Origin of the sequence: Paenibacillus sp. FSL R7-0179, assembly GCF_038002265.1 — a bacterium.
GTDB lineage: Bacteria > Bacillota > Bacilli > Paenibacillales > Paenibacillaceae > Paenibacillus_AQ.
The window spans coordinates 2,272,280-2,286,296 of the sequence record NZ_JBBOCC010000002.1 but is presented as its reverse complement, the minus strand read 5'-3'; the positions used below and the strand labels follow the sequence as shown (position 1 = coordinate 2,286,296).

Genomic DNA, 14,017 nt, shown 5'->3' with positions numbered 1-14,017 from the left:
TGTTCCTCTCCTTTCAATCTTGGGGCTGCAATTTAGTTCTCCAGTTCATTCCAGCCTATCCAGTTTAGCATTTACATCCGGATAATCCAGGCGTATAATGCCCATGTCAGACCCTGTGCAGGATTATTTTTACATATAACGCATCCCTAAAATTTAAGCAAAGCTGGTGACCCTATTGTCGAGAGGCTTCAGAGCCATGGGACCCGGAGGAGGCTTCGGGCATGGCAAATTAAAGTTCGATGAGGAGGAGGCGAAGCCGGATATATCCAAAGCGCTGCTATTACGCATAGTGAAATATTTCGTCCCATACTGGAAGCAGACGCTGCTGGTGATGACTGTGCTGTGCATATCCGCAGTGCTGGGGCTGCTCCCTCCTATCCTGATTCAGCAGATCATTGACCGGGCGCTCCCGGACAAGAATCTGCAGTTGCTCTTCCTGCTCGTTGCTGCCTCGCTGGCTACAACGGTAGTGTCAGGACTGCTCGGCGTGCTGCAGAATTATTTGAACTCTTTTATCTCACAGAATATTGTCCATGATATGAAAAACCAAATGTACCGCCATCTGCAGAGCATGCCGCTTCAGTTCTACTCAGGCGTCAAGCAAGGCGAGGTTATCACACGGATGACCAGTGATATTGCCGGAATTCAGGGCGTCTTCAACAGCACCATCGTCAATTGTGCCAGCAATCTGTTCATTCTGATCTCCACAGCGGCAACGTTGTTCATCATGAACTGGAAGCTCGCACTGCTAGGTGTCCTGGTCATCCCCTTATTCATCATACCCACCCGCAAAATGGGCAATGTGCGCTGGAAGCTGGCCAAAGAGACGCAGGAGAAGATCTCGGAGCAGAATCAGATCATTGAGGAGACGCTCAGCCTCAGCGGGTACATGCTAATGAAGCTGTTCACCAGAGAGGACACCGCGCTGGACAGCTTCCGGACCGTAAATGCCCAGGCAACACGGCTGCAAATCCGCGAATCCATGGCTGGCCGCTGGTTCATGCTGGTCCTTACCACCTTCACCAGTATCGGGCCGATGCTGATTTATTTGTACGGAGGTTATTTATTCATCCAGGGAGAGCTGAGCATCGGAGCAATTATCACCTTTGTGGCACTGCTGAGCAGATTGTATATTCCGGTTATGCAAATGACCAATCTCTACGTGGATGTGAACCGTTCGGTAGCGCTGTTTGAACGGATTTTTGACTATTTCGATATGGATCCGTTGATTGTGGACACTAAGCTGGCTCTTCCAAGCCGTGTGGAGGGACAAGACATCGTCTTCGAGCAAGTAAATTTCGCCTATGCCCCGGACAAGCCCGCTCTGAGCGGGATCTCCTTCACGGCAGCCGCCGGATCACTGACTGCCCTGGTCGGACCCAGCGGAGCAGGCAAAACCACCATTACCAACCTGATCCCCCGTCTCTATGAGCTGGATTCAGGTGCAATACGTATTGGCGGTAAGGACATCCGCGAGTTCACACTGCATTCGCTTCGCTCGCAGATTGGCCTCGTCACCCAGGACACGTACCTGTTCAACGGAACGATCCGTGAGAATCTGCTCTATGCTAACGCTGAAGCCACGGAAGCCGCGCTGACGGCCGCCTGCGAAGCTGCTTATATTCATGATTTCATTCTGAAGCTGCCTGAGGGCTACAACACCGTCGTCGGCAACCGGGGCATTAAGCTGTCCGGTGGTGAGAAGCAGCGGATGTCCATCGCGCGCGTGCTGCTCAAGAATCCGCCCATTATCATCATGGACGAAGCCACCTCGTCGCTGGACACCGTATCGGAATATTACATCCAGCAAGCGATGCATGAACTGCTGCGCGGCAAGACCAGCATGGTCATCGCCCACCGTCTCTCCACCATCATGGCAGCCGACAATATTCTGGTTGTTCAGGACGGCAGGATTGTAGAGTCGGGGCAGCATGCCTCCCTGCTGGCAGTGAATGGGGTATACCGGGATTTGTACAACAAGCAGTTTCAGCGGGAAGATTCATAAGCCATTAGGCATATTCGCATACAAGAGGAAACGGCTTTGCCGTCCTTTAAAAGGACGGTACCGTTTCAGCGAGAAATAGAAGGATAATGTATAGAGTGAAACATATACATTCTTATATTTTGAAAAGGGGATTCCCGGAGCAGCATCGCCTGCCCTGGGAATCCCTTCTCTTCTTGTCCGCGATTACTCCGGCTTACCGCGCACTGCGCAGCGGCTTCAGCTTGTCCATCCAGCCGCTGATTTGTTCTGCCGTCTCCGTATTCCGCAGCAGCTGCTGATATTCGTCCACATAACCGCCGTCCCCGGCGAGCTGTCCGGCCCACTCATGGAACTCTTCGAACCGTGTCAGTGCGATACTGCGCTTCCCGAGAATCAGGTAGGCGTTCAGCAGCTGCTCTAACGTCTGCTCGGACGGATTGTTTTTATACTCCTGCTCACTGAGCTGAAGCTGATCGTCCGCATATTGCTTGGTAAGCAGCTTATCCGGTACATAGTTCGTCCCTTCCAGCTGGTAGATGCCCGTCAGCGCCGGACCCAGGGGCGATTTACCCGGATAAGGACTGGCCAGCAGATCCTCGCTTCCGTCCTGATCCACGTCCTCATAATTCACGCTGAACAGATCGTTAACGGTGACCTGCATCGTTCCGTCAATCTCTTCGACCACAATAGACGCGTAGTTAGGACGGTTATCCATCAGACTGAACAAGAAGGTATTCCGGTTGTTCTGCACAACCGCTTCAGCCCAGAGCTGCTCCTCCTCATTCCAAATGTCCCCGCCTTCCAGGGTAAGCCCGGCCTTTTTGCTGTCAAAGACCATCTTGCCCTCCTTGACGATGGCGAACTGTGTATAGCTGAATTCTCCCTTGTTCCAGTAATATACCTGAAAAATCTGCCCGTTCAACTGAACCGCATCCATATGTACGAACCCCGAATACTCATCTGCAATCTCAGGGGACACTTCTGCGAGTGCTGCGGCAGCTGCGTCTTCCTCAAGATGCCCTCCAGGTGCTGCTGAGAGATCCGCTGCCGGGGAAGCGGCTGGCACTGCAGACGGATCTGCTGATCCGCCATCCCCTGTTCGTGAGCAACCTGCTATGATTGCTAAGGCTAACAATAAGCTTATAATCCGCATGTGATCCTCCTAAATGTCGTGTCGTGGTAGCAAGACTTCCTGTATACCCATCCGGAGCCCGCTTCGGAAACATAAACTGGTATGTGAGTTGCGGCTATCCTTCCAATCTGGCATGAAGCTCCGCGAGCTCTTCCTCCGTCAGCCGTCTCCACTGCCCTTGCGGCAGACCGCTGAGCGTGATATGCATAATCCGTATCCGCTCCAGCCGGAGCACACGATAGCCCAGCGCCTTGCACATCCGGCGGATCTGCAGATTCAGCCCTTGGGTCAGAATAATCATGAACTCCTTCTCCGAGATCCGCCGGGTGAGGCATGGCTTGGTGCGGGTCTCCAGAATATCTACACCTGCCGACATCTCCGTCAAAAAGTCTTCTGTGACCGGCTTATCCACGCTCACCCGGTACTCCTTCTCATGACTATGCTCGGACCGCATCATCCGGTTGACAATCGACCCGTCATTGGTCAGCAGAATCAGCCCTTCCGAGCGCTTGTCCAGTCTGCCGACGGCAAAGATCCGGGAGGGATAATTGATATAATCTACAATATTCCCTTCCACGTGCCGGGCGGCTGTACAGGTGATGCCTACCGGCTTGTTCAGCACCAGATAGACCCGCTCCTCCCGGTCTGGAGTCACAGTAATTCCGTCTACAGCCACCATATCTCCAGGTTCAACACTTGCTCCAGGCGCACAGACCTTCCCGTTAATCGTGATCCTTCCGGCGGCAATCAGCCGGCCCGTCTCTCTGCGCGGATAGACGCCGGTCTCACTGATGTATTTGTTAATTCTCATGAAGTTCCCGCTTTCAGGTCCTACATATGAAAGAACATCTGATTCACATAGCCATCAGATGTTGCCTCCAACCTATAACCCTTATAATTAGTCATCCTCAAGGGGCAGATGCCCGCTTATTTAGCGCCTCCGGTTTTGTTGCTGCCGCTGCTGGTCTTAGCCTGCTTGGTTCCTTTGGCACCTGGGCTGCCGGGAGGGCCGCTTCGGGCCGGCTTCACGGGTTTTGCCGTCTTGTTCCAGCGGGTCCAGCCCTTGCTGCCTGTTCCTCTGCCTGTGCCGCCGCCTTTACTTTTTGCCACAATATCACTCCGTCAATATTCAGTTTTCGCCGTACATTACTCTATCTTACCATTATTTCGGGCGGATTGTCAGGTCAAACTGCAAACAGCCTGCGCGGAGAGCCTCCGGCAGGCTGCATAACGGGTATCCGTCCAAGAGCATAGATATGCTTATTTGGGCTGAATATATCCTTCGGCCTTCAGCAATTCGGCGATCAGTACCGCACCGCCGGCAGCGCCTCTTACCGTATTGTGGGACAGGCTGACGAATTTGTAATCGTACAGTGAATCCTCGCGCAACCGTCCTGCGGAGATGCCCATGCCATTCTCAATGTCACGGTCCAGACGGGTCTGCGGACGGTTCTCTTCCTCAAAATACGTGATGAACTGCTTAGGAGCACTCGGCAGACCGAGCTGCTGTGGACGCCCCTGGAAGCTGTTCCAGCGTTCCAGAATCTCTTCGCGGGAAGGCTTCTGCTCAAAGGAGGCAAAGACAGCCGCCATATGGCCGTCAGCAACAGGCACACGGATACACTGGGTAGTGATTACCGGCTGCTCGCTTGGGACGATCCCCTCACTGGTTACCTTACCCCAGATCCGCAGCGGCTCCTGCTCGCTCTTCTCTTCTTCTCCGCCGATGTAAGGAATCACGTTATCCACCATATCCGGCCAGTCCGCGAAGGTCTTACCCGCACCTGAAATCGCCTGATAAGTGGTTACAACCACCTTAGAAGGCTTGAACTCATGAAGTGCATTCAGGGTGGGCATATAGCTCTGAATGGAACAGTTCGGTTTCACAGCGATGAAGCCGGTCTCTGTCCCCAGACGCTTCCGCTGCTGGGCGATAACCTCCAGATGCTCCGGATTGATCTCAGGAATCACCATCGGAACATCCGGTGTCCAGCGGTGCGCCGAATTGTTGGAGATCACCGGAGTTCCGGTACGCGCATAAGCTTCTTCCAGCGCCTTAATCTCATCCTTCTTCATATCTACGGCGCAGAAGATCAGATCCACATCCGCAGCCACTTCCTCCACCTTGGAGGCGTCTTGAACCATGATGCCTTTAACTGCGTCAGGCATAGGAGTGGACAGCTTCCATCTGCCTTGAACAGACTCCTCATAGGACTTGCCGGCTGAATTCGCGCTCGCCGCAATCGCTGTTACCTGAAACCATGGATGATTCTCCAAAAGTGCAATGAAACGCTGGCCGACCATACCGGTACCGCCAACAATACCCGCTCTGAGCTTCCTCGACATAAGAAATTCATTTCCTTTCAAGCAGCGCCTAGCGAAAGGTGCTTTTTAATAACCGATTATAAATGATAGCGGCATGTTACACAATATGTGATTATAAAGTAAGTGTTTCCTGTTTAAACAAAATCACCGCGTCATCCCCAGCCGCTTCGCCAGCTCACCCAGCTCCTGGCCCTTGAGTGCTCCCTCCACCAGGACAGGCAGCAGTGCCGGAGTACAGGCGAAGCAAGGCGTTCCATCACGGGCGAGCTGGGCGGCCAGCCGTTCATCATAGGAAGGCTTGCCTTCATCGGAGAGGGCCAGGAGCGTCATCGTCCGCACCCCGGATTCCCGCAGCTCGCGCATCCGCCGGACCAGCCCGGCCTGATTGCCGTTCTCGTACAGGTCCGATACGATGATGAACAGTGTCTTCTTCGGCTCCTCGATGAACTGCTCACAATACTTCACCGACTTATGAATATCCGTACCGCCCCCGAGCTGGATGCCGAAGAGCATGTCAACAGGATCATTCGCACACTGCTCCGTCAAGTCAACCACCTCGGTATCAAAAGCAACGACACGCGTGTTCAGCGCCGGGATACTGGCGAAGATCGAGCCGATCACCGAAGCCCAGATCACGGAGCTGGCCATCGAGCCGCTCTGGTCAATATCTACAATGACCGTCCATTCCTTGCTGCGGCGGGCCCGGTCAAAATAGAAGAAGCGTTCGGGGATAATCATCCGCCGCTCCGCATCGTAGTGCTTCAGGTTGCGCTCAATTGTCCGTTTCCAGTCCAGGCCGCTAAGCGAAGGCAGCGGGGAATGCTGCCGCTTATTGAGTGCTCCGGTAACTGCACGGCGGATATCAGTCTCCAGCAGCTTGACCAGCTCATCCACGAGCGCCTGAACGAGCATTCTTGCGGTATCTTTGGTTTTCTCCGGGATTTTACCCTTAAGTGCCAGCAGCGTACCGACCAGCTGGATATCCGGCTTCACTGCCGCCAGCAGCTCCGGCTCGAAGAGCAGCTGCTTCCAGCCCTTGCGCTCCATCGCATCGGTCTGAATAACCGAGACCACATCCTCCGGGAAGAAATTCCGCACATCCCCGAGCCACTTGGACAGGTTAATTGCTGACTTTCCCGAGCCTGAACCTCTGCCCTTCGATGCGGCAGCGGCACTCCCTTCTGCCTTACCTGCGCCTGTCTCATTATAGATAGCCGCCAGTGCGGCATCCATAATCAGCTCTTCCTCGCTTAAGATCCGTCCGCTGCCCGGGCCGAAGCCGGGCAAGGCCTCTTCTGCTTCCTGCCCCAGAATCAGCCGCCAGCGTGTAAGCGCTCCGTTCCGGTTATCATCCTTCAGTTCTTCCTTCAGTTCTTCTTCACTCATCTACAAATCCCCGAAGTCAAAATCATTCAGATCATCCAGCATTTTGGCTTCCTCCTCCTTCAGTTCTCCTGTCAGAATCTCGGCGGCCTGCTCTGTGTTCACGCCCCACAGCTCACCCAGCAGCTCGGCGATCATCGTCTTCTCACGCGGGGAGAAGGTACTGAACGCCCGGCGCAGGAAGACCAGCGCACGCTTGAATTCCTCATCCTCCAAGGCGTTGATATAGTCATTCAGCTGCTCCCACAGGCTCATCCGCGACAGCAGCCCATAGCGGTTACGCATGGACAGCCCTTCGAACCAGCCTGCCCCCAGGTCTGCCGGTATCCCTGGAGACAAGCGGCGCGACACCTCTGCCGCAACCTCTCCGGCAGGGATGGCTCCCCGCTCCATCAGAATTGCACAGGCGAAGCCCGACAGCCGCGGGTTGCGGTCATCCCGCTGCGCCAGCTGCAGCAGCTCCTGCAGCCACAGAGCCGTATCTGCAATCTCGCTATGCTCCTGCGAGATGTTGTTCAGATCATTCATTGCGCCGATCATCAGCGCCGCCGCTTCATCATTGCAGCCGCTGGCATCCAGCAGGAACAGGCAGCCCCGGCGGAACAGCTCCTCCAGCAGCGGTATGAACGGGGCCGTATCCACCTTGCGGATGTCGCCATAGCCGATGATCTTGGCCAGCTCCCTGGCAGCCGTGGCAATCGAGACGACATCCCGGCTGTCTACCGCAAGGCGCTGGAGCACGCGACTGCTCTCCTCCATCTGTGTGGTCATGGCACATTCGCAGGCGGTGACAATCAGCGCGGATGCCTCAGCGATGGAGCTGCATTCCAGCAGCTTCTCGCGCAGCACATAGGCTGCCGCCACTTCTATGGTCTCCCCCAGCAGGGTAGACTCCACAATCTCAATCTCCACCTCCGGCGCCCACTGGAGTATCCAGTGCTCCGCCCAGGTCGCCCCGGACTGGCCGCTTGGCACATTCCGGGCGAAGTGGATACCGAGCAGTTCCAGCCGGTGGAACAGCACGGAGCGGTGCAGATCGAGGTAAGCCGCTTCGCTGCTTGACACCCGGCGGTTCTCGCGCAGATCCAGCGTCAGGTCGCTGGCTACGGTCGATCTGTACTTCTCCAGCTTGTAGCGCTTCAGCAGCCGGTTCAGGTCATCCTGAATCGGCGTCTGGCTGACGCCATCGGCCAGCCTTCCGATGTTCGTACCGACATCGACCCGGGCCAGCGAATCAGCGATAACAGCCAGATCCCCATGCCCGAGCAAGGTCTGGGCGGCATCGCGCAGATCACGCAGCGTAGGTGCGCTTCCGCCGTGCAGCGCAGCCAGCGACTCCGCCAGCCGTACCGCTTCAATGACCTCAGCCGTGGAGCGGTGCGTCCCTGCCCTGCGCACCATCCGGGCCACGGAGGAGAGATAGAGATGGGGCAGCTCCTCAGCGCGGCCGGAGGCCATCAGCTCCCACATCATCTGGAAGTAGTGCGGAGCTGCGTTGCCCGCACCATACCCCGACATAGTGGAGAGCTTATAGTAGGAATACGGCATCAGCGTCAGCTTGGTAGAGCGTGAAGGCAGTGACGCCAGCTCCGCATCACTCATTCCCTCCGAGAGATCGGCCAGCGCGGCGGCGTGGTATGCCCCGCAGATCACAACAATCTTCTCCGGCACATGCCCTTCGTCAATCTTGAGCTGAATCTGCCGCCGCATATAAGACTCGCGCAATGCGTTATATGCATATTCCCGCGGCTGCTCTGCGCGCTCCGTGGACTCCGACAGCTCCCGCATCTGGGCAGAGAAGGCCAGGATCGCGGCGCGGTATGCGCCGCTGCTGGCGTTATGCTCGTAATTACGCTCCCAGTACATATCATAGTCATGCTCACCGGCAATCCGGGCAATCCGGCTGTATACTGACTCCGGCTCACGAACTTCCTCTTCCGCCGGTTCCCCCTGTTCGTCAGCCACAGGCTTCAGTTCTGGGCGTCCACCGGCATCCTGCCGTAACGCATCCTGCAGCCCCAGTGTTACAGAGGAAGGCAGGTCGATGAACTCTGCCTGTGCTCCATGCTCCTGCGCCCATTTCATCCCCTGATATTCCGGGGAATACACAGCGAACGGCCAGAGCACCGTCCGCACAGGCAAATCCTCGGTGAAGGCCAGAATAGCTACCGGCGGCTTCGTTACCGCATGGGTTAAATGACGGATCTCTCCGCTGGCATCACTCGGCCCCTCAATCAAGACGGCGGTCGGCTGCAGCTCGTTCAAGTATTCCAGGACATGCCTGGCACCGCCCGGAGACAGATGCCGGACTCCGAAGACATGAACGCCGGCAACCGCTGCCCTGCTCACTCGTTCATCTCCTTGCAGGCTTGATAGAGTCCGCGCCAGTCCGCTCCTTTTTTCTTCATTACATTATCCAGATATTCCTTCCAGACCAGCTTATCCTTATCGTCATCCTTGACGATCGCCCCTTGGAGTCCCGCTGCCAGATCCTCGTCGGTCAGTTCCCCGCTCCCGAAGCTTGCCGCCAGGGCCATGCTGTTCGTCAGCAGCGAGATGGCTTCTGCCGTAGAGATTACACCGGCTGGAGTCTTCACCTTCTCCTTCTTGTCGAGGGTCATGCCGCTGCGCAGCTCGCGGAAGATGGTAACCACCTTCAGCAGCGCTTCATCTGCCGGAACAGCAGCCTGCAGCTCATAGGAGGAGGCGATCTCACCGACACGCTTCTTCACAATGGACAGCTCCGTCTCAAGGTCAGATGGCGCAGGCAGCACAATGATATTGAATCGCCGCTTCAGAGCAGCGGACATTTCATTGACTCCGCGGTCCCGAGTATTAGCAGTGGCAATAATCGAGAAGCCCTTGCGGGCACTGGTCTCCTTGCCCAGCTCCGGCACGGAGATTGTCTTCTCCGACAGAATGGAGATCAATGCGTCCTGCACCTCGGAGGCACAACGGGAGATTTCTTCAAACCGGGCAATACCGCCGTCCTCCATCGCCCGCATAATCGGGCTCTTGACCAGCGCCTCCGGCGTCGGCCCGTTCGCCAGGAGCATGGCGTAGTTCCAGGAATAACGCACATGCTCTTCGCTTGTTCCCGCTGTCCCCTGCACTACCATACCTGAGTTGCCGTAGATCGCCGCTGCCAGATTCTCGGACAGCCAGGATTTGGCGGTGCCCGGCTCCCCGATCAGCAGCAGTGCCCGGTCAGTGACCAGCGTGGCAACGGCCATCTCAATCAGCCGGATGTTCCCGATATATTTCGGGGTAATCACGGTTTTGCCCGCCTTGCCGCCAGTAATGAAGGTGAGAACTGAGCGCGGGGACATCTGCCAGCCGGCAGGAATACGTCCGGTGTCCTCCTTGCGCAGAGCCTCCAGCTCCTCACGGTACAGGATTTCAGCCGGCAGACGCATATAATCCTGAAGCTGACCTTGTTCTGTTGACATGTACACCTCTCCTTTGTATATCCCCGTCTATCCGGGACTATCTCTTCCGTACTGACTCGTAAGTATATTGCAGACTTTACTGCTTACTCACTAGCTGGTCCAGTATATATTCCAGCTGGCGCTTGGATTCATATTTGAACCGGGGAGCGATCTCCTTCACCCGGTCCACATAGCTGGCCGGGAAGCGCTCCATCATCTCGAACAAGTAGTGGTCAAAGGTATACAAATTGCGGACGTTGTTCTCTTCAAGCGCAGAAATCAGCAGCTCCAGCCGCTCCGTCTCAGGCAGTTCTGCCCTCTCCAGTCCTTTGAAAATATTGGCCAGACGGTCATACGTGTACCGCTTGAGCGTTCCTTCCAGCTTGCCCCGCAGGTAATTCTGTACTCCCTGATGTCCGGGCCGGGCGAAGACACAGGCCAGATTCATGGCATCCTGCTTGATAGACCATTCCAGCCAGCGCGGGTCCCATTCCGCAGCAACCTCTTCAGCCGACATGATCCGTCTGTTGTACTGTCTTACGCCCGAGGCATCCCAACGTACCTCATAGTCCCAGTAAAGGTCCACGGCCTGCTCCTCGATCGTATGAATCAGCAATTGTGTGCGCTGAGCGGCCTGCTTGGCCGCCTGACCTACCAGCTTGGTCTCCGTGAGTCCGGCGAACCGGTCGAACATCTCCTGCGGGCTGACCCTCCTTTTCGCGGCATGGAAATAGTTCGGCAGATACCGCACGCTGCGCTGCGCCAGCTCCGCGAGCTCTTCCAGCGCGGCGTTATCCGCTGATTCCTGCTTGTATCGGGCTGCCTGGTCAATCAGATGAATCCACCCGAGGGAAGTATAACGTTGATACTCCTTAAGAACATAGCTATAAATGGCATCCAGTTCCGCACTCTTTGCCTGGTGGAGAGCAGCCATGAAGGGAGCCAGCTCATCCCAGGCCTTCTCAGTGATTTTCTTATCGGCATTCGTCTCCGGTGCGGCTGTAAGCTCATCCATGAATAATGCCGTAAGCCTAGCATAGACCGCTGCAGGAGCCCCATACGCCAGCACTGCGGCTAACATCTCACGGTCCTTCTTCTGGAGGAACACCTCAATGAGCCGCTCTGCTCCCTGTGCAGATCCACCCGCTGCCAGCGCTGTGTAGGCGGCTTCACGGATGATTTTCTTCTTGTCGGCAGACCACTCCAGCAGGAGTCCTGTATATTCCTCATATTCTCCCAGACACTTGATGGCCGCTGCCCGGATCTCATCACTGCCGTTCTCGGCTGCTTGAACAATAACATCCAGGTGACTGGAAGCGCCTGCTTGGGCAATGACCTCCAGCTTGCGGACCTCGCTCCGACCCCCGGCCGGGTTAAAGGTCTCCAGCAGATATCCGGCGATCTCCGGCCCATAGGAAGGGAGAATATGGTTCTTCGCATATTCCGCCAGCTCCGAATACGGGTCGTTCAGTGCTGAGACAGCCAGCGGCAGCAGACGAAGATCCTGAAAGACTCCTTCCTTATAGGCATCCAGTACAATCTCATATCTGCCGCTTCCGGTAGTGGTGAGTGCTTCAATCACAGGCGCAAGCTTCCGGAAGGTCTGATTCGTCTGAAGGGTGAACTTCCGGACCGGCAAGGGTCCGGGAGTTCCATCCACGGTTGTCGTTCCCTGGGTGTATAGCACGGACTCCAGCAGCAGGGTATTCTCCTGCAACTGAATACCCGGGGCAAGACCCTCCGGGCTACCCGGTTCAATCAGTGCAGTAATTCCCTCGCCTAGCTTCTTGAAGACCGGTGACCGCTCGCCTAGCTGCTGAAATTGCGGAAGCAGCCGCTTCAGGCGGAAATCTCCGGCCGCCAGCTCACTTCCGGCAATATACAGTCTTCTGTATTCCTGATGCAGCTCCTGCAATAACGCTGTGCTCATGGATTGTCCTCCCTAAGTTAATATAATTAGTTCATGATGCTGATCAGGTGCTCCAGTTGCCGCTTGGCCACGAACGTGTACCTTGGCGCCGCAGCTTCCAGCCGGGAACGGTATACGGCCGGCAACCGCTCCAATAGGCGGGTCAGCGAATTGCTAAACTGTTTCGTCTGATCGAATCTGCCGCTCTCCAGTGCAGACATAAGCAGCTCCAGGCGTTCCGCCTCGGGCACTCCTGCACGCTCAAGTCCAATGAAAATGTTAGGAAGAACCTCGTCATCTATGGGTTGCGGGGGAACCTTCAGCTTCTTCAGCAGATATTCCCGCACCCCCTTATGTCCCGGCCGGGCGAAAGTGCAGACCAGATTAAGTGCATCCCGCTGGATGAACCAGTCGAGCCAGCGCGGGTCCCAGGCGGCTTCAATCGCCTCAGCGCTCATTCGATCAAAGGTATCCTCAGCCTTGTAGTAGTACCGTGGCCGTGGATTAATAATCACCCGGTCCAGAATGTCAATCAGTGCCTGTTCCCGCTGCGCGGCATCCTTCTTCATGAAGGAGAGCAGCCTTTGCTTCAAGCCCCCGGCGAACTGGTTATACAGCTCCTGTTGAGTCATCATTTTCCGGGCGGCCTGGAAATAATACAGCAGATAGTTGTAGTCACGCTCCGCCAATTCCTGCAGCTCCCTAAGGCTGGAATCTGTTACTGTCCTCTCCTTGTACCGCACTGCCTGAATGATTAGATACTTCCATCCCAGCAACTGGAAGCAATCATATTCGCTGATTACATAGCTGTAGATTTCATCAAGCCTGCGGCTGCGGGCCATCAGCAGCGCTCTCATGAACTGCTTAATCTCTGTCCAGGCAGCCTCCGTCTGCTGCGGGTCTCTGTTATCCTGCGGCGCCTGGCGGAGCTTCTCCATGAACAACTTTGCCAGCTTCTCCACCGCCAGGGCAGCGGGCCGGTTAGCGAGTACCTCGGCAACCATCTCACGGTCCTTTGCGCCACAGAAAGCTTCGTAGAGCCGCTCTGCTCCCTGTTCACTCCCGCCGGCTGCCAGCGCCTTATAAGCCGCTTCACGAATCGCCTTCTTCTTGTCAGCGGACCACTCCAGCAAGGCTGGTGTATATTTCTCATCCTCTGCCAGGCAAGGGATCGCAGCAACTCTGACCTCATCGCTGCCGCTCTCAGCAGCCTGAAAGACCGTCTCCAGATGCCCGGCGGCACCTGCCTTGGCGATGACCTCCAGCTTACGGGCCTCACTCCGACCGCCTGCCGGATTGAAGCTCTCCAGCAGGTAGCCGCTAATCTCCGGCCCATACGAAGGTAGAATATGTTCCTTCACGTAATCCGCAAGCTCCGAGTAAGAGTCATTCAGCGCTGAGACCGCCAGCGGCAGCAGACGCAGATCCCCGAAGACGCCTTTCTGGAAGGCATCGGCCACGATCTCATATCTGCCGCTGCCCGTCGTGCTGAGCGCTTCCAGCACAGGAGCCAGATTCCGGTACGGCTGAGCAGTCTGAAGCGTGAAGCTCCTCAGAGGCATGGGGCCTGGGGTTCCTTCCACAGCTGTTGTCCCTTGGGTGTACAGCACGGATTCCAGCAGCAGAGTCTGCTCCTGCAATAGAACGCCGGGGGCAGGCCCGTCAGGACTGCCGGGTTCAAGCAACACTGCAATTCCTTCACCGAGTCTCTTGAAGACTGGCGACCGCTCACCGAACTGCTGAAACTGCTGAAGCAGCCGTTTCAGGCGGAAATCTCCCGCTGCGAGCTCACTTCCGGCAATATACAACCTCCTATACTCCTGATGCAGCTCCTGTAACAACGCTGTGCTCATAGA

Annotated in this window: 11 protein-coding genes; 2 read left to right on the top strand and 9 right to left on the bottom strand. The window is 56.1% G+C overall.

Annotated features, from left to right (window positions below; translation table 11 throughout):
• Window positions 1–196: 196 nt before the first annotated feature.
• The gene (locus MKX63_RS26330) at window positions 197–2,005 is read left to right on the top strand and encodes an ABC transporter ATP-binding protein (protein WP_341021339.1); all 1,809 of its coding nucleotides are present in this window, start codon (window positions 197–199) and stop codon (window positions 2,003–2,005) included.
• Window positions 2,006–2,198: 193 nt separating this feature from the next.
• Here MKX63_RS26330 and MKX63_RS26325 read toward each other — a convergent pair whose 3' ends face one another.
• Window positions 2,199–2,963, bottom strand: a complete 765-nt coding sequence (locus MKX63_RS26325) for a hypothetical protein (RefSeq protein WP_341021337.1) — start codon at window positions 2,961–2,963, stop codon at window positions 2,199–2,201.
• Between the two features lie 8 nt (window positions 2,964–2,971).
• Here MKX63_RS26325 and MKX63_RS26320 point away from each other — a divergent pair, with 8 nt between their 5' ends.
• A complete protein-coding gene (locus MKX63_RS26320; RefSeq protein WP_341021336.1) occupies window positions 2,972–3,103 on the top strand; it encodes a hypothetical protein in 132 nt (43 codons plus the stop codon).
• Between the two features lie 128 nt (window positions 3,104–3,231).
• On the opposite strand, the gene MKX63_RS26315 is transcribed toward MKX63_RS26320, so the two are convergent.
• From MKX63_RS26315 to MKX63_RS26280, 8 genes are all read right to left on the bottom strand, one after another.
• Window positions 3,232–3,927, bottom strand: a complete 696-nt coding sequence (locus MKX63_RS26315; protein ID WP_341021334.1) for a pseudouridine synthase — start codon at window positions 3,925–3,927, stop codon at window positions 3,232–3,234.
• A gap of 116 nt (window positions 3,928–4,043) precedes the next feature.
• Window positions 4,044–4,229, bottom strand: a complete 186-nt coding sequence (locus MKX63_RS26310; protein ID WP_341023288.1) for a DUF3934 family protein — start codon at window positions 4,227–4,229, stop codon at window positions 4,044–4,046.
• 147 nt (window positions 4,230–4,376) lie between these two features.
• Entirely contained in the window at window positions 4,377–5,462 is a 1,086-nt protein-coding gene (gene asd, locus MKX63_RS26305) for an aspartate-semialdehyde dehydrogenase (RefSeq protein ID WP_341021331.1), read from the bottom strand.
• Window positions 5,463–5,585: 123 nt separating this feature from the next.
• Window positions 5,586–6,827 carry a VWA domain-containing protein gene (locus MKX63_RS26300; RefSeq protein WP_341021329.1) on the bottom strand — a complete coding sequence of 414 codons (1,242 nt, stop codon included), beginning with the start codon at window positions 6,825–6,827 and terminating at the stop codon, window positions 5,586–5,588.
• Window positions 6,828–9,173, bottom strand: a complete 2,346-nt coding sequence (locus MKX63_RS26295) for a DUF5682 family protein (RefSeq protein ID WP_341021328.1) — start codon at window positions 9,171–9,173, stop codon at window positions 6,828–6,830.
• Entirely contained in the window at window positions 9,170–10,273 is a 1,104-nt protein-coding gene (locus tag MKX63_RS26290; protein WP_341021327.1) for an AAA family ATPase, read from the bottom strand. The genes MKX63_RS26295 and MKX63_RS26290 overlap by 4 nt, the downstream gene beginning before the upstream one ends.
• 76 nt (window positions 10,274–10,349) lie before the next feature.
• The gene (locus MKX63_RS26285) at window positions 10,350–12,182 is read right to left on the bottom strand and encodes a HEAT repeat domain-containing protein (protein WP_341021325.1); all 1,833 of its coding nucleotides are present in this window, start codon (window positions 12,180–12,182) and stop codon (window positions 10,350–10,352) included.
• 26 nt (window positions 12,183–12,208) lie between these two features.
• Complete coding sequence (locus MKX63_RS26280; protein WP_341021323.1) at window positions 12,209–14,014, bottom strand: HEAT repeat domain-containing protein; 1,806 nt, start codon at window positions 14,012–14,014, stop codon at window positions 12,209–12,211.
• Window positions 14,015–14,017 lie beyond the last annotated feature (3 nt).

Coding starts and splice junctions, on each gene's coding strand:
- MKX63_RS26330 (WP_341021339.1), top strand. CDS start 197: ATGGGACCCGGAGGAGGCTTCGGGCATGGCAAATTAAAGTTCGATGAG.
- MKX63_RS26315 (WP_341021334.1), bottom strand. CDS start 3,927: ATGAGAATTAACAAATACATCAGTGAGACCGGCGTCTATCCGCGCAGA.
- asd (WP_341021331.1), bottom strand. CDS start 5,462: ATGTCGAGGAAGCTCAGAGCGGGTATTGTTGGCGGTACCGGTATGGTC.
- MKX63_RS26300 (WP_341021329.1), bottom strand. CDS start 6,827: ATGAGTGAAGAAGAACTGAAGGAAGAACTGAAGGATGATAACCGGAAC.
- MKX63_RS26290 (WP_341021327.1), bottom strand. CDS start 10,273: ATGTCAACAGAACAAGGTCAGCTTCAGGATTATATGCGTCTGCCGGCT.
- MKX63_RS26285 (WP_341021325.1), bottom strand. CDS start 12,182: ATGAGCACAGCGTTATTGCAGGAGCTGCATCAGGAATACAGAAGACTG.
- MKX63_RS26280 (WP_341021323.1), bottom strand. CDS start 14,014: ATGAGCACAGCGTTGTTACAGGAGCTGCATCAGGAGTATAGGAGGTTG.